Raw genomic sequence first — 21,019 nt, 5'->3', positions numbered from 1 at the left:
GATATTATGAACCTTGATAAGCCAATACAATATGTAAAAGGTGTTGGACCTAGAAGAGCCAATATTTTAAAAAAAATAGGAATTGAAACTGTCAATGATGCACTTGAATACTATCCAAAAGATTATGATAATCGCTCAAACATCATGAAAATAGATGAACTCAAAATAGATGAAAAACAAACATTTAAGGCATGTATAGCAGGAAATGCAAGAGAATATAAAGTGAGAAGATTAACTATTACAAAAATACCTGTAAAAGATGGCACCGGGGCAGTTGAATTAATTTGGTATAACCAACCGTATATAAAAAATAATTTTAAACTAGGTGAGGAATATATCATAAATGGAAAAGTATCATATAAATATGGTCAGATATGTATAGAAAATCCTATAATGGAAAAAAGTGAGTTGATAAATGTAAATACAGGAAGGATAGTCCCGATATATAAGCTGACAGATGGTTTAAGCCAAAAAGTTCTTAGGAATATAATTTTTAATGTTATAAATGAAAATATAGATAATATAGAGGAAATTTTTGATGAAACTTTCTTGAGAAAATATAATCTTATTAATATAAAAGATGCAATAAGAAATATTCATTTTCCTAAAACTGAAGATTTATTAAAAAAATCAAAATATAGACTTATATTTCAGGAATTTTTCCTTTTACAGCTTGGATTAAACTTAATCAAAAATAAATATAAATCTTTTAGAGATGGAATAAAATTCAATCCTATAGACCTGACCGAATTCCTAAGAAGTTTACATTTTAAGCTAACTAATGCACAGGAACGTGTATTAGATGAAATATTAAATGATATGTATTCTGGGAAAATTATGAATCGGCTTTTACAGGGTGATGTAGGATCAGGAAAAACTATTATAGCAGCGATTGCAATGTATGTTGCTGTTATGAATAAATATCAGGCGTCAATAATGGCACCAACGGAGATACTCGCAAAACAGCATTTTGCTACACTTTATGAATTATATAAAAAGTTTAACATTAAAATTGAATTGTTAACAGGGAGCATCAGTACAAAAAGAAGAAATGAAATACTTGAAAAAATTAAAAATGGGGATATTGATATTGTAGTTGGCACTCATTCAATAATTGAAGACAATGTAAAATTTAAAAATCTTGGCCTTTGCATTACCGATGAACAACATAGATTTGGAGTACATCAAAGAGCTATGTTCAAGGAAAAGGGGAAACAGACAGATGTACTTGTAATGACAGCAACGCCAATTCCAAGGACACTTGCTTTAATGTTATATGGAGACCTTGACATATCGATAATTGATGAATTGCCACCAGGCAGAAAAAAAATAGAAACATATGTTATTAGTTCATCCTTAAGGGAAAGAGCATATAAATTTGTTATTAATGAAATCAAAAAAGGAAGGCAGGCGTATATAGTTTGTCCACTAATAGAAGAGTCTGAGGTGATAAATGCAAAGTCAGCTGAAATCGTATATAATGAAATATATAAAGGCATTTTTAAAGACTACAAAGTAGGTCTAATACATGGTGGAATGACGCAAAATGATAAAAATCGAATAATGTATGATTTTGTTGATGGACAGATAGACATACTTGTCTCAACGACAGTTATTGAAGTCGGTGTAAATGTTCCGAATGCCACTGTAATGGTTATTGAAAATGCGGAAAGATTTGGATTAGCTCAATTACATCAATTAAGAGGACGTGTCGGTAGGTCTACATATCAATCATATTGTATACTTATTGCATATTCGTACTCTGATATAACAAAAAAGAGATTAAAGGTAATGACTGAAACAAATGATGGATTTAAAATTGCCGAAAAGGACCTTGAAATTAGAGGACCAGGTGAATTTTTTGGTGTAAAACAGCATGGTTTACCTGAATTAAAGATAGCGAACATTTTTGAAGACATTGATATATTGAAAAAGGCGCAAAAATCAGTTGAAGAAATTATTAATAATGATTTTACACTTAATGCACATTCTAGCATAAAAAATGAATTGTTAAAACAATTTAAAGATAAACTTGATGGAATTATTTTAAATTGATTTTTTAGAAGAAGGGAATGATAGTTACCATGAGTAAAATTGCAATTGTAACAGATAGCGTAACAGATATACCGGATGACCTAGTAAAAATATATAATATTTATGTTGTTCCATTAACAATAAATATTGATGATGTATCATACAAAGATGGAATTGATTTAAAAAAAGACGAATTTTATAACCTTATAAATTCAGGCAAGATTCCGTCAACATCACAAATTTCACCTATAGAATTTATGGATGTTTTTAATGATTTATTAAAGAGTTATGATAAGATTATTTGTCTTATATTATCTTCCAAATTAAGCGGTACATATCAATCTGCATTGATTGCAAAGTATAATTTGAATACTGATAAAATTACTGTAATAGATTCGAAAAATTTTTCTCTTGGTAATGGATTTATTGTGCTTGAGGCAGCAAAAATGGCAAAAGACGGAAAAGCATATGATGAAATTATAAAAAAGATAAATGATATGATTCCTAAGATGAGATATATCATGATTTTTGATTCTTTAGATTATCTATATAGAGGTGGACGTTTAAAAAAGTCACAAGCTTTACTGGGAAGTATACTAAGTATAAAGCCTATTATAGTAAATAATGATGGAGAATTAGCAATTAAGGACAAAGTCAGGGGGCGAAAGAATGCAATAAAATGGATAATAAATTACATGAAAGAGACTAAAATTAATTTTGAAAATAAAGAAATAGGATTATTGCATTCAGATAGAGAAGAGTTTATGAATGAAATAGAATATGCCTTAAGAAATGAATTTGGGGTAACAAAATTTATAAAAAATAGAGCAGGTTGTTCAGCTGGTGTACATGCTGGTCCATCTGCTGTCGGCGTTTTTTTTGCATTAGATTAAAATAAACCATTTATATCATCTTTATACATTTTTGCTAATAAAATTATAGTTTATTAAATTTGCTTTTGGTTAAATTAATAATACAAAAGCAAATGGAGGTGATAAAAATGGCAGTAGGTTCAGAAACTAAAAATCCTCTTGTAGTGAGAGAAGCCAAGCAAGCTATGAGCAAATGGAAATATGAAATAGCAAATGAGCTTGGAATAAATCCTCCAGCTGATGGTTATTGGGGAACACTTACATCTCGTGATTGCGGTGCTGTAGGTGGAAACATGGTAAAAAAGATGATCCAGATGGCAGAAAGCCAGATTGCTAATAAAGGTACAATAAAATAAATAAAAAGGATATCCTTCGGGATATCCTTTTTATTTATTTGTTAGTATATATGTAAATATTAACAGGTATATATACAGCGTATATGGTTAAATTAATAATGAAATCATTAAATGGAGGTGATAAAAATGGCAGTAGGTTCAGAAACCAAAAATCCTCTTGTAGTGAGAGAAGCGAAACAAGCTATGAGTAAATGGAAATATGAAATAGCAAATGAACTTGGAATAAATCCTCCAGCTGATGGTTATTGGGGAACACTTACATCTCGTGATTGCGGCGCTGTAGGTGGACACATGGTAAGAAAGATGATCCAGATGGCAGAAAGCCAGATTGCTAACAATGGAACAATAAAATAAATAAAAAGGGCAGCCTTCTTGGATGCCCTTTTATACATATAATAATCCAGGTAGTAAACTACCTGGATTGGGAGAGGAGAAATTGAAGGAAGAATTTTGGGGAAATTGTTTTCCCGATTATATTATTGTCCATATTTCAAATAATTTATACATTTTTTTGTATCTAATCGTAAAATATGCTAAAATATTTTATTATTGGAGCATTCCTGTAATAAAAAAATATAAGATTTGAAATAAAAAGTACCTCCTGATAAAATACAAGATGTCGATTGTTCATCGTAACACGACTCTCAAATAACAAGGAGGTACCTAATATGAAGTATAACCAAAATTTAAAGATATTGCAAATAACAGAAAAGACATTAATTGTAGGTGTAGACATTGCTAAAGAGACACACCACGCAAGAGCTTTTGATTTTAGAGGAATAGAATACGGTAAGCGTATTGAATTTAGCAATGACAGTGATGGAATGGAAAGATTCTTTAAATGGGCTGCAGAGATTATGAATAAAAGCAACAAAGAGCATCTGATGGTTGGTATGGAACCAACAGACCATTATTGGCTCTGCTTTGCACAGTTTCTTAGTGATAAGAGCCATAAGGTGGTACTGGTAAATCCATTTCACGTAAAGAGAAGTAAGGAATTTGATGATAACTCGCCAACTAAAAATGACAGGAAAGACCCTAAGACAATTGCAATGCTAGTTAAAGATGGAAGATATGTTGAACCTAATATACCTGAGGGTATATACAGCGAGCTTAGAATTGCAGTGGACATAAGGGAAAGGCTTACAAAAGACTTAAATAAGATAATGAACCGGGTTGCAAGATGGCTAGATATATATTTCCCTGAGTTTAATAAAGTTTTTGCGGATTGGGAAGGGAAAGCGGCACTGATAACATTAAAAGAATTTCCAACGCCTGCAAAGATATTAGGGATTGGAGCTGAGGAAATACTTGCAGCTTGGAAGAAGGAAGTTAATCGTGCGGTAGGTATAAAGAGGGCTTTAAAGCTTATAGAAGCTGCCAGTGAAAGTGTTGGTAAAAGAGATGGCATTGAGATGGCAGAGATAGAGATAAAAGTTATACTTGAACAGTACGAAATGCTTGTAAAGCAGTTTAAAAAAATAGAAAGCAAAATAGAAGAGTTTTTATGTAAATACCTGGTGCTAGTGAAATGCTAGGTATAAAAGGTGTAGGAGTAATAACAGCAGCAACATTTATTGCTGAAGTTGGCGATATAACAAGATATGAGCATCCAAAACAAATCCAGAAGCTTGCGGGTTACAATCTGGTTGAGAATAGTTCAGGGCAGCATAAAGGGCAAACCACCATAAGCAAAAGAGGACTAAGAAGTTTAAGAAGTGCCCTGTACAAAATGGTGATGCCCATACTTGCAAACAATAAAGAATTTCAGAAATTGCACAAATACTACACCACAAGAAAAGAAAACCCGCTAAAAAAGAAACAATCAATGATAGTATTATGCTGCAAGCTAATCAGAATATTTTTTGCCATACTGAAAAAAGGAGTAAAATACGACTTGATATACATGATGGCTTCTTTGAAGATCGTGAGAATCTGAGAATGAGTGAGATATTAAAAGAAAATCAAGGATTATAGAGGGAGGTGAAATTTTGAGGATCGTATCTGGAATTGCAAAGGGAAGAAAACTCAAATGTCCTTCAGGGAAAAAAATAAGACCAACATCTGACATGGTAAAGGAAGCACTTTTTAATATGATTGGTTCAGACATTATAGAATCAAGGTTTTTAGATTTATTTGCAGGAACAGGAAATATTGGAATTGAAGCATTAAGTAGGGGGGCAGCTATTTGCTACTTTGTAGAAAAAGTATATAATAATATTAAATATATAAAAGAAAATATAAAAGTACTTGAATCAACGGAAAACGCTAAAATATTGCATATGGATGCGAATTATGCACTAAATTATTTTAAAGAGATGGATATAAATTTCGATATTATATACATAGATCCTCCATATTATCAAAAATTATATGTAGAACCTTTAAATAAAATTAGTGACTATAAAATACTCAGTGATAATGGATATATAATTGTTGAGCATCATAAGAAGGATATTTTAGATGATACTTATGGTAATTTAAAAAAATTAAGAGAACAAAAATATGGTGAAACAAGACTTACATTTTATAAGGAGGTCACACATGAAGATTGCGGTATATCCGGGTAGTTTTGACCCGGTTACAAACGGACATCTTGACATTATAAAAAGAGCTTCAAAGGTATTTGATAAATTAATAGTCGCAGTTTTAGTTAATCCATCAAAAAATCCAATGTTTTCAGTTGAAGAACGGGTGGAGTTGTTAAAAGAGGTGACCAATGATATTGGCAATGTTGAAATAGATTGTTTTTCGGGGCTCCTCATTGATTATCTTGAAAAAGTTAATTCAAAGATTATAGTAAAAGGATTAAGAATGATTTCGGATTTTGAATATGAATTTCAAATGGCACTTATTAATAAGAAATTAAATCCAGAGATTGAAACAATTTTTTTTATGACAAGTAATAAATACGGCTACTTGAGCTCAAGTGTTGTAAAAGAAGTTGCTAGTTTTGGGGGGTGTTTATCTGATCTTGTTCCAGACACTGTAATTAGACATATTTTTAAAAAATTAAAAAAATAAGGGGGAAAACACATGGAAGAAACTGAAAATCTTGAAGTTTTAAGTTTGTTAGAAACACTGGAAGATTATATTGAAAAGAGTTCTACAATTCCATTATCGCAAAAAGCAATTGTAAATAAAGAAGAGTTGCTTGAACTTATAAAACAGATTAGAATAAAAATACCCGACGAATTGAAAAGAGCAGAATGGATAAAACAAGAAAAGCAAAAGATATTAATAGAAGCACAGCAAGATGCCGAGACAATTATAAAAGAAGCTGAACAAAGAATAAAACAAATGGTTAACGAAAGCGAAATTGTTAAAAATGCCGAGAAAAAAGCATCTGAAATAATATCTCAAGCACAATCAAATGCAAAAGAAATAAGATTAGGCAGCAAAGATTATGCAGATGAACTATTGGGTAATCTTGAAAAAAATATTACCGATCTACTTAATACTATTAAAAACAATAGAAATGAATTAAGGGGCATTAAATAATTATGTCCCTTTATGTATTAATGCAAACATATATGATATTAAGATAAATATTAAAATTGAAATAATGAGAATAAATGACGATAATTGAAAAACATTAAACATATAAGACAAATTATATTGATAAAATACTGGTGCTATGGAGGATTCGCCAATATCGATGAATTTAAGAATGAAATAAGAATATAATGCTGCTAAAATACTATGAATAATTTTTGCTAAAAAATATGGTGCATAACTTATTTTTGCTTTACTAATAACTCCAAGTACTTGCCCATGTGTTGAAAAACCTCCCCAAGCCAATATTGAGCTTATCAATATTACTTTTTGATATAAGGGTGCTGTTGATTGGCTTATAAGTTTAGAACCAATCGTTATTTCCATAAGACCACTTATATAACCGGATATTATATTTTTATCGAATCCCAATGATATAAAGATTGGAGAAACCAATTTCCCAAGTATACTTATAATTCCGTATACTCTTAAAAATTCAATCAAAACAGAAAAAATAATGATATATCCTCCTATTAGTAGCATTGTATTCATTGAGGATTTAACAGCATCACCAAGTATATTTCCAAAATTTTTAGCATTTTCTTGTTTATTTTTTTTATAAAAATTATTAACAGAATTTATATTTATTTTGCCTTGAACTTTTTGTTTGTAGTTTCTAAAAATAAGACCTGTTGTCATTGCACCCATATAATTTGATATCATTAATATGTAACCAACTTTAGGGCTATTAAACATTCCCATTGCTACTGCACCTAACATGAATAAGGGACCAGAATTGTTACAAAATGTCATCAATCTCTCTGCTTCAATAGTATTTATCATCTTTTCTTCCCACAGTCTTGCTATAATCTGAGCACCAATTGGATAACCGGAAGTATATCCTACTGCCATTGCAAATGAGCCACTTCCCGGAACCTTGAAAATAGGTCTCATTACTGGTTCTAACAATTTTCCAAAAGTAAAAACAAATCCCAATTGTAATAATAATTCTGAACCTATAAAGAAGGGCAATAATGCCGGAAACACGGTAAATAGCCATAAGTTAATTCCACTTTTTGCAGCTTTGAGGGAGTTACCTGGGAAGATTATAATTGACAGAACCGCGAATAAAATTAAAATAATCAACATCCCATGATTTAATTTTTTGATATTCAAGATTTATCCCCCTTTAATGATTCCATATTATATATTTATTTTATGGAGGATAATAAAATGATTATTTTAGCATAATTATTTCACGTGTAAAATCAAGACCAGCATTGGAGCTTTTTTTAAATGAAAGGGAATAGATATCTGTTGCAAATAGGTCTCTTTCAAACATTAAAGAATCATTTAATATTTTTTTATAATTTGAAACTTTTGTTATTAAAGGCAAAGTTGACTTAGCTTTTATCATTTTCATTAATTCTAATCCTTTTTTATTAAAACCTAAAACTCTTATATAATTAGGGCCATCATAAGAAGTATATAGTTTAGAATTTATACCAAGTAGAACATGTAATAATATTCTTCTTATCCTGCTTTCAGTGTATCTTTTTGATTTTATATTTTTGATTAGTTCTGAGATATTGCCACAATTACGTGAGGCCATATATATGCGATTTTGAAGGCCCTCCGTTATGTCAAAAACACTATTTAAATTATAATTGTTTCTTAATAAGTATATGATTATACTGCTAAAATTATCTAGTGTAACAGGCCCAAAACCATTACTAATACAATATTCTAAAATATCAGTAGAATATTTAGGCATAAAATTATTAAGTACTGAAAAACTTTTATTTATAATGTTTTTTCTCAAATAATTTGCACTTGCAAAAGAATTAACGGTTTCCGTAGAATTATAACCTGGCCCATATCTCTTTATAGTTATAGGTTTTATATTGCTCTTTAATCTTATGAGGCTTTTCAAATATTCAACCCCAAGTATATTATTTGGGTCTTTTATAATTTTACTAATTTTTGGTCCTAAAAACCTATTTAATGCTATTTCTCTGGCTTTAGCAAATGTAATTCCAAGTCTTAGCTGCTCTTTTAAAAATAATTTATATTGTTCCGGTTCTTCAACCAAAAATTTAGCTATATTATATAAATCTTCAATTGAACCATTTTCACTTCCAAATGAAACATAATCAACTATATTCAATGAATCAAGCAATTTAATTGCACCATATGCAAATTTTTCAGCAGTTGATACTGCATATATAACCGGTAATTCTATTACTAGGTCGATACCTGATAAAATCGCCATTTTTGTTCTTGACCATTTATCAATTATTGAGGGTATTCCCCTTTGCACAAAATTACCGCTCATTATGGCTATAACGTAATTAGCCTTAGTTACTTCTTTTGACTTTTTAATATGATATACATGGCCATTGTGAAGTGGATTATATTCAACAATTAAACTTAAAATATTCATTTTAAAAACCTTTCTAAAAAAATCTTTAATTTACTTATTATTTTAATAAAAATATGTTAAAATGTAAAATGTGTATACAAATAATTTTCTCCAATATAGTATTAAAATTTTATGGAGAAATTATTGATATAAATATTTTATGAAGGGGAGATATTTTATGAGCGTCGTACAAGATATTATTGAAAAAGCGAAAAAAAATAAGAAGAAAATTGCTTTACCTGAAGGAGCTGAGCCAAGAACATTAAAGGCTGCTGAAATTGTATTAAAAGAAGGTATTGCGGATTTAGTATTGCTAGGAAATGTTGACGAAATAAAAGAAGCAGCAAAAGGGTTAGACATTTCAAAAGCGGAAATTGTTGATCCTATTAAATCGGAAAAATTTGATACATATTCAAATGACTTTTATGAATTACGTAAAGATAAAGGCATGACACCTGAAAAAGCTAGAGAAACAATAAAAGATAGCATATATTTTGGTTGTATGATGGTAAAAGAAGGTTATGTAGATGGAATGGTTTCAGGCGCAATTCATCCCACAGCAGATTTATTAAGACCTGCATTTCAAATTGTTAAAACAGCACCAGGTGTGAAAGTTGTGTCGAGCTTTTTTATAATGGAAGTACCTAATTGTAATTACGGTGAAAATGGCATATTTATTTTTGCTGATTGTGCTGTTAATCCATCTCCAAATGCAGAAGAACTTGCATCTATTGCTGTTCAATCAGCTAATACGGCTAAAACATTGGTAGGAATAGAACCAAGAGTTGCAATGCTTTCATTTTCGACAAAAGGTAGCGCATCCCATGAATTAGTAGATAAAGTAAGAAATGCAACAGAAATCGCCAAAAAGATGGCTCCAGATGTTCTTATTGATGGAGAATTACAATTGGATGCTGCACTTGTCAAAGAAGTAGCAGAATTAAAAGCACCCGGCAGTCCTGTTGCTGGGAAAGCTAATGTACTTATATTCCCAGATCTTCAAGCAGGAAATATTGGCTACAAACTTGTTCAAAGGCTTGCAAGGGCAAATGCAATTGGCCCAATAACACAAGGTATGGGAGCACCTATAAATGATTTATCAAGAGGTTGTAGCTACGAAGATATAGTTGATGTTATTGCTACAACGGCTGTACAAGCCCAATAATATTATATTGGAGATGATAATATGAAAATACTTGTTATAAATTGTGGAAGCTCATCATTAAAATATCAATTAATTGAGACAAATGGTGGAAAGGTATTGGCAAAAGGACTTGCAGAAAGAATTGGTATCAATGATTCTTTATTAACACATAATGTAAATGACAATAAGATAAAAATTAAAAAGGATATGAAAGACCACAAAGATGCAATTAAAATGGTCTTAGATGCGTTAATAAATAGTGAATATGGTGTTATAAAAGATATGTCGGAAATTAATGCTGTTGGACATAGAGTTGTACACGGTGGTGAAGCTTTTACCGGCTCTGTATTGATAACTGATGATGTGCTAAAAGCAATAACTGATTGTATTGAATTAGCACCATTGCATAATCCAGCAAATATAGAAGGAATTAAAGCATGTCAGCACATCATGCCGAATGTTCCAATGGTTGCAGTATTTGATACGGCATTTCATCAAACAATGCCGGATTATGCATATTTGTACTCTATTCCATACGAATATTATGTTAAATACAGAATTAGACGATATGGGTTTCATGGAACATCACATAAGTATGTTTCAAGAAGAGCAGCTGAAATACTTAATAGACCAATAGAAGATCTAAAAATAATAACATGCCATCTTGGCAATGGTTCAAGTATAGCTGCAATTAAAGGTGGTAATTCTATTGATACAAGTATGGGATTCACACCACTCGAAGGATTAGCTATGGGTACACGTTCAGGAAACATTGACCCATCAATTATTTCATATCTTATGGAAAAAGAAAATGTAAGTGCTGAAGAGGTCATAAATATTTTAAATAAGAAATCGGGCGTGTATGGTATTTCGGGAATAAGCAGTGATTTTAGAGATATAGAGGAAGCAGCATTTAAAGATGGTAATAAGAGAGCACAGTTATCTCTTAATATCTTTTCATATAGGGTAAAAAAGACAATAGGTTCATATGCAGCTGCAATGGGCGGTATAGATGCGATTGTCTTTACAGCTGGTGTTGGTGAGAATAGCCCGGAAATAAGAGAATCTATTCTCGAAGGACTTGATTTCTTGGGTTTTAAACTTGATAAAGAAAAGAACAATGTAAGTGGTAAAGAAGCTATAATATCTACGAATGATTCTAAAGTAAAGATAATGGTAGTTCCTACAAATGAAGAATATATGATTGCGAAGGATACAGAAAAAATTGTAAACACTATCGCATAGCATCCTTGACAAATGATAACCCCATTAGTATAATTATTTTTGGCAATTATATTGGGGTGAGATAATGAAAATAGATTTATCGAAAATAAAGGGACATAGGGGCCGCATCATTGAAGTAAATTATTATGAAGATATCAGTTTTTTGGAAGCAAATAACAATAAATATGTAGTGAATAGTCCAGTAAATGTTTCAGGTACAATTGCAGGTGGTGATCAAGGTATACTACTTAAACTATTAGTAAGTAGTAGCATAATTGCAACTTGTGATAGATGTCTTGAAGAGTTTGTATATGATTTTAAGATTCCAATCGATGAAATCTTAAATAATATGGATGAGGATTATTCTCTTGAGGTTGAAGACGACAAATTAGATTTAACAAAAATTGTTATTGAAAATATTGTACTTTCATTGCCAATGAAGTTTATTTGCTCAATAAATTGTAAAGGCTTATGTCCTGTTTGTGGTAAAAATCTAAATCATGAAAAATGCAATTGCCAGAGAAAAGAAATTGATCCACGTCTTTCAGTATTAAATAAACTACTACAAAAAATGTAGGAGGTGTGACATATGCCAGTTCCAAAACGTAGGACATCAAAAGCAAGAAGAGATAAGAGAAGACATAGCTATAATTTATCAGCACCAGCTTATGTATTGTGCCCACAATGCCATGAACCTAAAATGCCTCACAGAGTTTGCATTAACTGTGGTTATTATGATGGAAAAGAAGTTATTAAGGTTGAAGAAAAGTAATGGAGTTTACTCTATTACTTTTCTTTTTTCTTGACTTTTATATTGCAGGTAATTTATAATTATGAGTAAGTCATAAAAACAACTTATATTTGGAGCTGATAAGGTGGCTACAAAGCTAAATAAGAAAGAAAGATTAAAACAGTTAAAGATAAAGATAAATGAAAATCCCTTTTCTACAGATGATGAACTTGCAGAATTATTTTCAGTTAGTGTTCAAACAATTAGACTTGATAGAATGGAACTCGGTATACCGGAATTACGTGAAAGAATAAAAAATGTAGCGGAAGAGAACTATCATAAAGTAAAAGCAATAGTTGGTAGTGAAATTGTTGGTGAGCTTATTGATTTAGAGCTTGGCAAAGGTGGAATTTCTGTTTTTGAACCAACATCTGATATGGCTTTTTTAAAGACAAAGATAATAAGGGGCCATTACATTTACTCACAAGCGGAATCCCTTGCAATTTCGGTAATTGATGCAGATGTTGCCCTGATAGGTGTTGCAAATATTAAGTATAAGTATCCTGTAAGAATAGGCGACAGGCTAGTTGCAAAGGCTGAAGTAATAAGAAAAAGAGGTAATAAATATTTTGTTTGGGTTAAGATAAAAGTGAAAAACAGAGAAGTATTTAGAGGGAAATTTATACTTGTATCGTTAAACGATGAGAATGTAGAAAAGGGGGTGCAATCAACTTGAAATTAGCTATTGATGCTATGGGGGGTGATTACGCACCACTCGAAATAGTTAAAGGTGTATATAAGGCTTTAGAAAGCTTTGATATAGATATTATTTTGCTTGGAAATAAAGAGCAATTGAGTAAATATTTAATTAATAAAAAAGGTTTAACATATATATATACAACAGAAGTAATAACTAATAATGAAGCACCTGTTGCGGCGATAAGAAAAAAGAAAGATTCTTCTATGGCTGTTGGTATTGAATTGTTAAAGGAAGGAAAAGTCGATGCATTTCTATCGGCGGGAAATACTGGTGCTTTAATGGCTGGCTCGCTTCTAAAGATTGGTAGAATAAAAGGAATAGATAGACCTGCACTTGCTCCAATATTGCCTACTATAAATGGTGCAACGATTTTACTCGATGCAGGTTCAAATACCGATTGCAAACCGATTAATTTGCTACAATTTGCAGCCATGGGATGTGTTTATGCGCAAAAAATGTTTAATATAGAAAAACCAAGAGTTGGTTTATTTAATATTGGTGCCGAGGAAGAAAAAGGCAATGAATTAACAAAACAGGCTTATGATTTAATAAAAAATTCTGATTTGAATTTTGTAGGAAATGTTGAGGGAAGAGATATAGCATATGGTGCTGCAGAAGTGGTAACATGTGATGGTTTCGTTGGTAATGCAATATTGAAATCAATGGAAGGAACTGCATCGGTAATATCACTTTTGTTAAAGCAAGAACTTAAAAGAAATCTCTTAACTAAATTTGGTACACTGTTTATAATGAGTGCTTTAAAAAATATCGTTAAAAAAATGGATTATACAGAATATGGTGGAGCTCCATTACTAGGTATTAGAAAACCTGTAATTAAAGCACATGGTAGTTCAAAATCAAAAGCAATATTTAATGCAATTAGACAGGCAAAGACATTTGTTGAAATGGATGTTTTGTCACATATAGAAAGAGAGATTGAATTGATTGGAGATGATATTAGTGCCTCAAAATAGTTTTAAAGCAGGAATTCTTGGCACGGGTAGCTTTCTTCCAGAGAATAGGCTTACAAATGCTGACCTTGAAAAAATGGTAGACACTTCTGATGAGTGGATAGTATCTCGTACAGGTATCAGAGAAAGGCGTATAGCTGATGCTTCAATGACAACATCTTATATGGCTACAGAAGCGGCAAAAAAGGCACTTATAGATGCAAATATTTCTGCGAAAGACATTGATTTAATAATAATCGCAACAGTTGTACCGGATATGAACTTCCCGTCGACAGCTTGTATAGTTCAAGCAAATATAGGCGCAGATAATGCAGCTGCATTTGATATAGAAGTTGGGTGTTCTGGATTTATTTATGGGCTTTCTATTGCAAAACAGTTCATCGAAAATGGTACATATAAAAATATACTTGTTGTTGCTGCTGATACTCTATCAAAGATAACAAACTGGGAAGACAGAAATACCTGCGTGTTATTTGGAGATGGAGCTGGTGCTGCCATTGTTGGTCCTGTTGAAAATGGCTATGGCATATTAGATACATATATAGGTGCTGATGGAAAAGGTGGCAAACATCTCTATATGCCTGCAGGCGGGTCGAGGATGCCAGCTAGTGAAGATTCTGTTAAAAATAAACTTCATACAATTCATATGGAAGGACAAGAAGTATTTAAATTTGCTGTAAAAGTGATGAATACGGCAACAATTGAAATTTTAGATAAATGTGGCTTAAAGCCAGATGATATAGATATTTTTATTCCGCACCAAGCAAATATAAGAATAATAGAAGCAGGAATGAAAAGATTAAAATTGACTAATGAAAAAGTTTTTATAAATCTTGATAAATATGGCAATATGTCTGCTGCATCTGTAGCAGTTGCACTTGATGAAGCATCAAAAGAAGGTATGGTTAAAAAAGACAATATAATTCTAATGGTTGCGTTTGGAGCCGGTTTAACATGGGGCTCTACTGTGATAAAATGGAATAAATAGGAGTGAGGTTATGTTTAAAACCAGATTAATGGATTTATTTGGCTTAAAATATCCTATATTTCAAGGTGGTATGGCATGGGTTGCAACAGCCGAATTAGCAGCTGCTGTATCTAATGCTGGAGGCCTTGGAATAATTGGTGCGGGAAATGCACCTGCGAGCTTTGTTAAAGAACAGATACATAAGGCAAGAAAATTAACCGATAAACCTTTTGGAGTTAATGTAATGTTAATGTCACCTTTTGTAGATGAAGTAATGGAAACTGTCCTAGAAGAGAAGGTAAGCTTAATAACTACCGGTGCGGGAAATCCAGGTAAATATATAAGTAGATTAAAGGAAAAAGATATAAAAGTTGTACCTGTGGTACCTTCTGTGGCGCTGGCGAAAAGAATGGAATCGATAGGCGTTGATGCAGTTATTGCTGAAGGAACAGAATCTGGAGGTCATATAGGAGAATTAACAACCATGGCACTTGTACCACAAGTTGTCGATGCCGTAAAAATACCAGTTATTGCAGCAGGTGGTATAGGTGATGGAAGAGGTGTTGCTGCTGCTTTTTGCCTTGGAGCATCTGGTGTACAATTAGGCACAAGATTTGTGTGTTCTACAGAATGTACAGCAAATGAAAAGTACAAAGAGTACATTGTAAATGCAAAAGACAGAGATGCAGTTGTAACGGGAAGGACAACTGGACATCCAGTCAGGTCTTTAAAGAACCACCTTACAAGGGAGTTTGAGAAAGCTGAGCAGAACGGAGCATCGAAAGAGGAACTGGAGAAATTAGGAGCAGGTAAATTAAGAGATGCTGTAGTATATGGCGATGTTTTAAATGGTTCTGTGATGGCTGGTCAAATATCAGGGCTTATTAATGACATAAAGCCTGTAAAAGAGATAATAGAAGAATTATTTGATGATGCTCAAAAAATTATTAAACAATTATATGGAGGCTTGGAATAATGAAAATTGCATTTATTTATCCAGGTCAAGGTGCACAATATACTGGAATGGGAAAAGAAATCTATGAGAATTTTAGCGAAGCAAGAGAAATTTTTGAAGAAGCTAATGATTCATTAGGATATGATATCGCAAGACTTTGCTTTGAAGGTCCAGATGAAGAACTTATGAAGACGGAAAATACTCAACCTGCTATTTTGACTGTAAGCGTTGCACTGACAAAAGTTTTATCAAATAAAGGTATAAAGGCAGATGTAACTGCCGGTTTGAGTTTAGGAGAATATAGTGCACTTGTATATTCAGGTGTACTGTCGTTTAAAGATGCAGTAAAACTTGTAAAAAAAAGAGGAGAGTATATGCAAAATGCTGTTCCCATCGGAATAGGAGGAATGGCAGCGATTATAGGTCTTGATAACGAAACTGTAGAAAAGATATGCTGTGATGTAAAGGACGTTGGAATTGTGGAGCCGGCGAATTATAATTGTCCAGGTCAGTTGTCAATAGCAGGTGAAATTAAAGCATTAGAAAAGGCTGTTGAACTGGCTAAGACTAAAGGTGCGAAAAAAGCTGTTATGCTTTCAGTAAGTGCTCCATTCCACTGCAGCATGCTTAAAGAAGCTGGTTTTAAGCTGGAAGGAGATTTGAAAGAGATTTATACATATGATATGTCTGTTCCTGTCATAACTAATGTTACTGCAGACTATGAAAGAATAGATGAAGTTAAAAAAATGTTGGTTAAACAGGTAAGCAGCCCTGTTTTATGGGAGCAATCTATAAGGAGAATGATTGGAGATAATGTGGATACGTTTATTGAAATAGGTCCAGGGAAAACTCTCACTGGATTTGTGAAGAGGATAGATAAGACCAAAAAAGCGGTTAATTTTGAAGATATGGGCACACTTGATAAACTTCTATCGAGTTTGGAGGTAAATTAATGGAAAGGGAAATAAAAACAGCATTAGTTACGGGTGGCGGAAGAGGTATCGGAAGAGCGATTGCTTTAAAATTAGCGGAAGATGGTTATAATGTTGTTATCAATTACTCAAAAAGTTCTAAAAGTGCAGATGAAACGGTATTAGAAGCCAAAAAATTTGGTGTTGATGCATATGCAATAAAATGCGATATTTCTGACTATAAGCAGGTTGAAGAAATGATAAATAATATTATAGAGAGATATGGCTTTATAGACGTTGTCGTTAATAATGCTGGTATTACAAAAGATAACCTTATTCTTAGAATGTCTGAAGATGATTGGGATAATGTCATAAATACTAATTTAAAGGGAACATTTAATGTAATAAAATTTATTTCAAAGTATATGATAAAAAGAAGAAAAGGTAAAATAATAAATATTTCTTCTATAGTAGGTATTATTGGAAACGCCGGTCAGGTTAACTATGCGGCGTCAAAGGCTGGTATAATTGGATTAACAAAGTCTGTAGCTAAAGAGCTTGCTTCAAGAGGAATTACTGTAAATGCAATTGCACCAGGTTATATAGAAACCGACATGACCGAAGTATTAAATGAAACTACAAAAGAAAGTATGATAAACTCAATTCCATTAAAAAGAGCAGGAAATCCTAGTGATATAGCAAATGTAGTATCTTTTTTGGCAAGTAATGCTTCAGATTACATTACAGGGCAGGTAATAAATGTTGACGGAGGAATGGTAATGTAATATTATTCTAATATAAATATTTTGAGAGGAGGTGAATTATATGGAATTTGAAAAAATCAGAGATATTATAGTTGAGCAGTTAGGTGTTGATCCTGAAGAAGTTACTATGGAATCATCATTTATAGATGACCTTGGAGCAGATTCCTTAGATATAGTTGAGCTTATTATGGCACTTGAGGAAGAGTTTGATGTTGAAATTCCCGATGAAGATGCAGAAAAAATCAAAACCGTTGGAGATGTAGTTGAGTATTTAAAAAATCTTGAAAAATAATATTAAGTCCCGCAAAAGCGGGACTTAATTCGATAATTTAAATAAGCAATGGAGGTTTAACTATGAATAGGGTTGTTATAACCGGGATAGGGGCAATAACCCCAATAGGAAAAGACATAAACGAATTTTGGGATTCGCTTATTAATGGTAAATCAGGGATAGATAGAATAACTAAATTCGATACATCTTCGTATCCTACAAAATTAGCGGCAGAAGTAAAAGATTTTGAGCCGACAAAATATATAGATAAAAAAGAAGCTAAAAGGATGGATAGATTTACTCAATTTGCGTTGGCATCAACTAGAATGGCATTAATTGATTCAAAACTTGACTTAGAAAAAGAAAATCTTGATAAAATTGGTGTAATATATGGATCAGGAATAGGTGGTATAGAAACATTAGAAAACCAGCATAATATACTGATGGAAAAAGGTCCCGGCAGAGTTAGTCCATTTTTTATACCTATGATGATAGCAGATATGGCTGCTGGACTCATATCAATTACTTTTGGTCTGAAAGGCCATAACGAGACGATAATTAATGCTTGTGCATCAAGTTCAAATGCAATTGGTGATGCCTTTAAAGTCATAGAAAGAGGTGATGCAGATGTTATGGTGACGGGTGGTAGTGAAGCTGCTATAACACCTTTATCTATTGCTGGCTTTTGCTCAATGAAAGCAATGTCTACAAATGAAGATCCAAAAACAGCTTGTAGACCTTTTGATGCAAATAGAAATGGATTTATTATGGGTGAAGGTTCTGGAACACTTATACTTGAATCCTTAGAACATGCTTTAAATAGAGGAGCAAATATTTATGCAGAAATAGTCGGTTATGGTGCAACCGCTGACGCATACCATATTACAGCACCAGCTCCTGAAGGTGCGGGTGCGGCTAGAGCAATGAAGCTTGCGTTAAAAGATGCTAATATAAATCCTGAAGATATAGATTATATAAATGCTCATGGAACTTCAACTGAATATAACGATAAATATGAAACAATGGCTATTAAAAATATATTTGGAAAGCATGCATACAAGCTTAAAGTAAGTTCAACAAAATCAATGACAGGTCATATGCTTGGCGCATCAGGTGCTGTCGAAGCTATTGCGACAATATTAGCTATAAAAAACGGTATAATCCCTCCAACAATAAACTATGAAACACCTGATCCAGAATGCGATTTGGATTATGTTCCTAATAAAGCAGTAAATATTGACATTCAATATGCTTTATCAAATTCCTTTGGGTTTGGAGGCCATAATGCAACACTTCTATTCAAAAAATATTGAAAGAGGCATAAATGTGGAAAATAGTAATAAATATGATGTGTTAGAAGAAAAAATTAAATATGTTTTTAAAAATAAGATTTTGCTTAAACAGGCATTGACACATAGTTCTTGGGCAAATGAAAGTAAGAATATCGGTATCAACAACGAAAGATTAGAGTTTCTTGGTGACTCTGTTTTAAGCATTGTTATAAGTGAATATCTGTATAAAAAAAGAAGAGACTTAGAAGAAGGTTATCTTTCAAAATACAGGTCAGAGATAGTATGTGAACCATCTCTTGCTAGGTGTGCTCGAGAAATAGGTCTTGGTAAATATCTGCTTATGGGGAAAGGCGAAGAAATGACCGGTGGTCGTGACAGAGAATCTATACTTGCTGATGCTATGGAAGCATTAATTGCTGCCATTTACTTAGATTCAGATCTTAATACTGTTAGTAAAATTGTATTAGATCTTTTTGATGAAATAATAAAAGAAGTTTTAAGTGGTCTTATATATCGTGATTATAAAACGAAGTTACAAGAAGTTTCACAAAAGATGGGTATTGGAAAGATTAATTATATGATTATAGATGAATATGGACCGGACCACAATAAGGTATTTGTGATAGAAGTATATGTAGGGAAAAATTTACTTGGCAAGGGATGCGGCAAAAGCAAAAAAGAAGCGGAACAATTTGCTGCAATGGAAGCGCTAAGCAAGATGGGAATAATAAAATGAAGAACATGTACATTATACCGATATTTATACCACATTTAGGATGCCCTCATAAATGTGTTTTTTGCAACCAAAACGAGATTACGGGTTCAAAATGTATCATTGATGAGGAATTCGTCAATAATACAATAATAAATTATTTAAAAACAATACCTACTGATTCAAGAATCGAGGTCTCATTTTACGGTGGGAGTTTTACAGGTATTCCAATAGATGATCAAAAAAGATATTTAAATATTGCCAAAAAATACCTTGATATGGGGGAGATAGATGCAATACGCCTTTCTACAAGGCCAGATTATATCAATGATACAATTTTGACTAATTTAAAATATTATGGTGTATCAATTATCGAATTGGGTGTTCAAAGTATGGACAAAGATGTGCTTATAAAAAGCCAAAGGGGACATACTGAAAAAGATGTTATAAATGCATCCTATTTGATTAAAAAAAACGGTTTTACCTTAGGACTTCAAATGATGATTGGATTGCCAGGAGATGACGAAAAAAAAGCGATAAAAACAGCAGAAAAAATAATATCATTAAAGCCAGATTTTGTTAGAATTTATCCAACCCTCGTTGTTAAAGGAACATATCTTGAAAAAATGTATAAAGATGGATTATATAAACCAATAAATCTAAATGATGCAGTAGAACTTTCCAAAGAATTATATATAAAATTTATAAGAAATAACATTGATGTTATTAGGATAGGACTCCAAACTACGAAAAATATAAATACGAATGGAGATATAATTGCAGGACCATTTCATCCTGCATTCGGTCAATTAGTAAAATCATCAATAGTAAAGGATATGGTGGATAATATTTTCTATAATAACAACATAAGGGATGGTTTAGTAACTATTTATACTAATCCTAAGTTTGTATCGATTGTTACTGGGCAAAAAAAGATAAATAAGAAATATTTGGAGGCAAAATATAATGTTTATATAACTATAGGACAAAAAGACGAAGTACCTTTAGACGATGTATGCATAAAATTTAATGATAATATATATAGCGATTCTCTAAAAAGTTTTATTGGCAAAACCACTACATAATCTCTAAAAAATTTTTTAAAAAAGAAGGATTTAACAAATATATATAGAATATAT

At 32.0% G+C, this 21,019-nt stretch carries 23 protein-coding genes and 1 pseudogene; 22 read left to right on the top strand and 2 right to left on the bottom strand.

Annotated features, from left to right (window positions below; all coding sequences use genetic code 11):
• The first annotated feature begins 6 nt into the window (after positions 1–6).
• The 8 genes and pseudogenes from recG to CPG45_RS16460 all read left to right on the top strand — a co-directional run bounded on the left by recG (position 7) and on the right by CPG45_RS16460 (position 6,763).
• Positions 7–2,055, top strand: coding sequence for an ATP-dependent DNA helicase RecG (recG, locus tag CPG45_RS16500; protein ID WP_096233348.1), 2,049 nt, complete (start codon positions 7–9; stop codon positions 2,053–2,055).
• A 29-nt stretch (positions 2,056–2,084) separates the two neighbouring features.
• Entirely contained in the window at positions 2,085–2,927 is an 843-nt protein-coding gene (locus tag CPG45_RS16495; protein ID WP_096233346.1) for a DegV family protein, read from the top strand.
• Positions 2,928–3,034: 107 nt separating this feature from the next.
• Positions 3,035–3,262 carry an alpha/beta-type small acid-soluble spore protein gene (locus CPG45_RS16490; protein WP_096233344.1) on the top strand — a complete coding sequence of 76 codons (228 nt, stop codon included), beginning with the start codon at positions 3,035–3,037 and terminating at the stop codon, positions 3,260–3,262.
• Positions 3,263–3,388: 126 nt separating this feature from the next.
• Complete coding sequence (locus CPG45_RS16485) at positions 3,389–3,616, top strand: alpha/beta-type small acid-soluble spore protein (protein ID WP_096233342.1); 228 nt, start codon at positions 3,389–3,391, stop codon at positions 3,614–3,616.
• A 314-nt stretch (positions 3,617–3,930) separates the two neighbouring features.
• Positions 3,931–5,201 (top strand): annotated as a pseudogene (locus CPG45_RS16475) (IS110 family RNA-guided transposase).
• Positions 5,202–5,253: 52 nt separating this feature from the next.
• Positions 5,254–5,832 (top strand): 16S rRNA (guanine(966)-N(2))-methyltransferase RsmD, encoded by a 579-nt coding sequence (gene rsmD, locus CPG45_RS16470; RefSeq protein WP_096233338.1) that lies wholly within the window; start codon positions 5,254–5,256, stop codon positions 5,830–5,832.
• Positions 5,807–6,286 carry a pantetheine-phosphate adenylyltransferase gene (gene coaD / locus CPG45_RS16465; RefSeq protein ID WP_096233336.1) on the top strand — a complete coding sequence of 160 codons (480 nt, stop codon included), beginning with the start codon at positions 5,807–5,809 and terminating at the stop codon, positions 6,284–6,286. Before rsmD ends, coaD begins: the two co-directional genes overlap by 26 nt.
• A 12-nt stretch (positions 6,287–6,298) precedes the next feature.
• On the top strand, positions 6,299–6,763 hold the full coding sequence (locus CPG45_RS16460) for an ATPase (RefSeq protein ID WP_096233334.1): 465 nt from the start codon (positions 6,299–6,301) through the stop codon (positions 6,761–6,763).
• On the opposite strand, the gene spoVV is transcribed toward CPG45_RS16460, so the two are convergent.
• A complete protein-coding gene (gene spoVV, locus CPG45_RS16455; protein WP_502695829.1) occupies positions 6,764–7,927 on the bottom strand; it encodes a dipicolinic acid transporter SpoVV in 1,164 nt (387 codons plus the stop codon). It lies immediately after the preceding gene.
• A gap of 67 nt (positions 7,928–7,994) precedes the next feature.
• Positions 7,995–9,200: a nucleotidyltransferase gene (locus CPG45_RS16450; RefSeq protein WP_096233332.1), complete on the bottom strand. Its 1,206-nt coding sequence runs from the start codon at positions 9,198–9,200 to the stop codon at positions 7,995–7,997.
• 157 nt (positions 9,201–9,357) lie between these two features.
• On the opposite strand from CPG45_RS16450, the gene pta reads away from it, so the two are divergent.
• The 14 genes from pta (at position 9,358) to CPG45_RS16380 (ending at position 20,965) form a co-directional block, all read left to right on the top strand.
• Complete coding sequence (gene pta, locus CPG45_RS16445) at positions 9,358–10,344, top strand: phosphate acetyltransferase (RefSeq protein ID WP_096233331.1); 987 nt, start codon at positions 9,358–9,360, stop codon at positions 10,342–10,344.
• Positions 10,345–10,365: 21 nt separating this feature from the next.
• Complete coding sequence (locus CPG45_RS16440; RefSeq protein ID WP_096233329.1) at positions 10,366–11,568, top strand: acetate kinase; 1,203 nt, start codon at positions 10,366–10,368, stop codon at positions 11,566–11,568.
• 64 nt (positions 11,569–11,632) lie between these two features.
• Complete coding sequence (locus tag CPG45_RS16435) at positions 11,633–12,124, top strand: YceD family protein (protein WP_096233327.1); 492 nt, start codon at positions 11,633–11,635, stop codon at positions 12,122–12,124.
• 12 nt (positions 12,125–12,136) lie between these two features.
• Entirely contained in the window at positions 12,137–12,319 is a 183-nt protein-coding gene (gene rpmF / locus CPG45_RS16430) for a 50S ribosomal protein L32 (protein WP_096233325.1), read from the top strand.
• Positions 12,320–12,422: 103 nt separating this feature from the next.
• A complete protein-coding gene (fapR, locus tag CPG45_RS16425) occupies positions 12,423–13,013 on the top strand; it encodes a transcription factor FapR (protein ID WP_096233323.1) in 591 nt (196 codons plus the stop codon).
• A complete protein-coding gene (gene plsX / locus CPG45_RS16420; RefSeq protein ID WP_096233321.1) occupies positions 13,010–14,011 on the top strand; it encodes a phosphate acyltransferase PlsX in 1,002 nt (333 codons plus the stop codon). The genes fapR and plsX overlap by 4 nt, the downstream gene beginning before the upstream one ends.
• Positions 13,998–14,996 carry a beta-ketoacyl-ACP synthase III gene (locus tag CPG45_RS16415; protein WP_096233319.1) on the top strand — a complete coding sequence of 333 codons (999 nt, stop codon included), beginning with the start codon at positions 13,998–14,000 and terminating at the stop codon, positions 14,994–14,996. Before plsX ends, CPG45_RS16415 begins: the two co-directional genes overlap by 14 nt.
• A gap of 10 nt (positions 14,997–15,006) precedes the next feature.
• Positions 15,007–15,951: an enoyl-[acyl-carrier-protein] reductase FabK gene (fabK, locus tag CPG45_RS16410; protein WP_096233317.1), complete on the top strand. Its 945-nt coding sequence runs from the start codon at positions 15,007–15,009 to the stop codon at positions 15,949–15,951.
• Complete coding sequence (fabD, locus tag CPG45_RS16405) at positions 15,951–16,883, top strand: ACP S-malonyltransferase (protein ID WP_096233315.1); 933 nt, start codon at positions 15,951–15,953, stop codon at positions 16,881–16,883. Before fabK ends, fabD begins: the two co-directional genes overlap by 1 nt.
• Positions 16,883–17,626 carry a 3-oxoacyl-[acyl-carrier-protein] reductase gene (gene fabG / locus CPG45_RS16400; RefSeq protein ID WP_096233313.1) on the top strand — a complete coding sequence of 248 codons (744 nt, stop codon included), beginning with the start codon at positions 16,883–16,885 and terminating at the stop codon, positions 17,624–17,626. Before fabD ends, fabG begins: the two co-directional genes overlap by 1 nt.
• Before the next feature lie 40 nt (positions 17,627–17,666).
• On the top strand, positions 17,667–17,897 hold the full coding sequence (gene acpP, locus CPG45_RS16395) for an acyl carrier protein (protein ID WP_013297969.1): 231 nt from the start codon (positions 17,667–17,669) through the stop codon (positions 17,895–17,897).
• A gap of 62 nt (positions 17,898–17,959) precedes the next feature.
• Positions 17,960–19,189 (top strand): beta-ketoacyl-ACP synthase II, encoded by a 1,230-nt coding sequence (gene fabF / locus CPG45_RS16390; RefSeq protein WP_096233311.1) that lies wholly within the window; start codon positions 17,960–17,962, stop codon positions 19,187–19,189.
• The gene (gene rnc, locus CPG45_RS16385) at positions 19,161–19,904 is read left to right on the top strand and encodes a ribonuclease III (protein ID WP_172856605.1); all 744 of its coding nucleotides are present in this window, start codon (positions 19,161–19,163) and stop codon (positions 19,902–19,904) included. Before fabF ends, rnc begins: the two co-directional genes overlap by 29 nt.
• On the top strand, positions 19,901–20,965 hold the full coding sequence (locus CPG45_RS16380; protein ID WP_096233309.1) for an elongator complex protein 3: 1,065 nt from the start codon (positions 19,901–19,903) through the stop codon (positions 20,963–20,965). The genes rnc and CPG45_RS16380 overlap by 4 nt, the downstream gene beginning before the upstream one ends.
• Positions 20,966–21,019: the final 54 nt, after the last annotated feature.

The organism is Thermoanaerobacterium sp. RBIITD (assembly GCF_900205865.1).
Classification (GTDB): domain Bacteria; phylum Bacillota; class Thermoanaerobacteria; order Thermoanaerobacterales; family Thermoanaerobacteraceae; genus Thermoanaerobacterium.
This window is presented reverse-complemented; position numbering and strand designations above follow the sequence as displayed.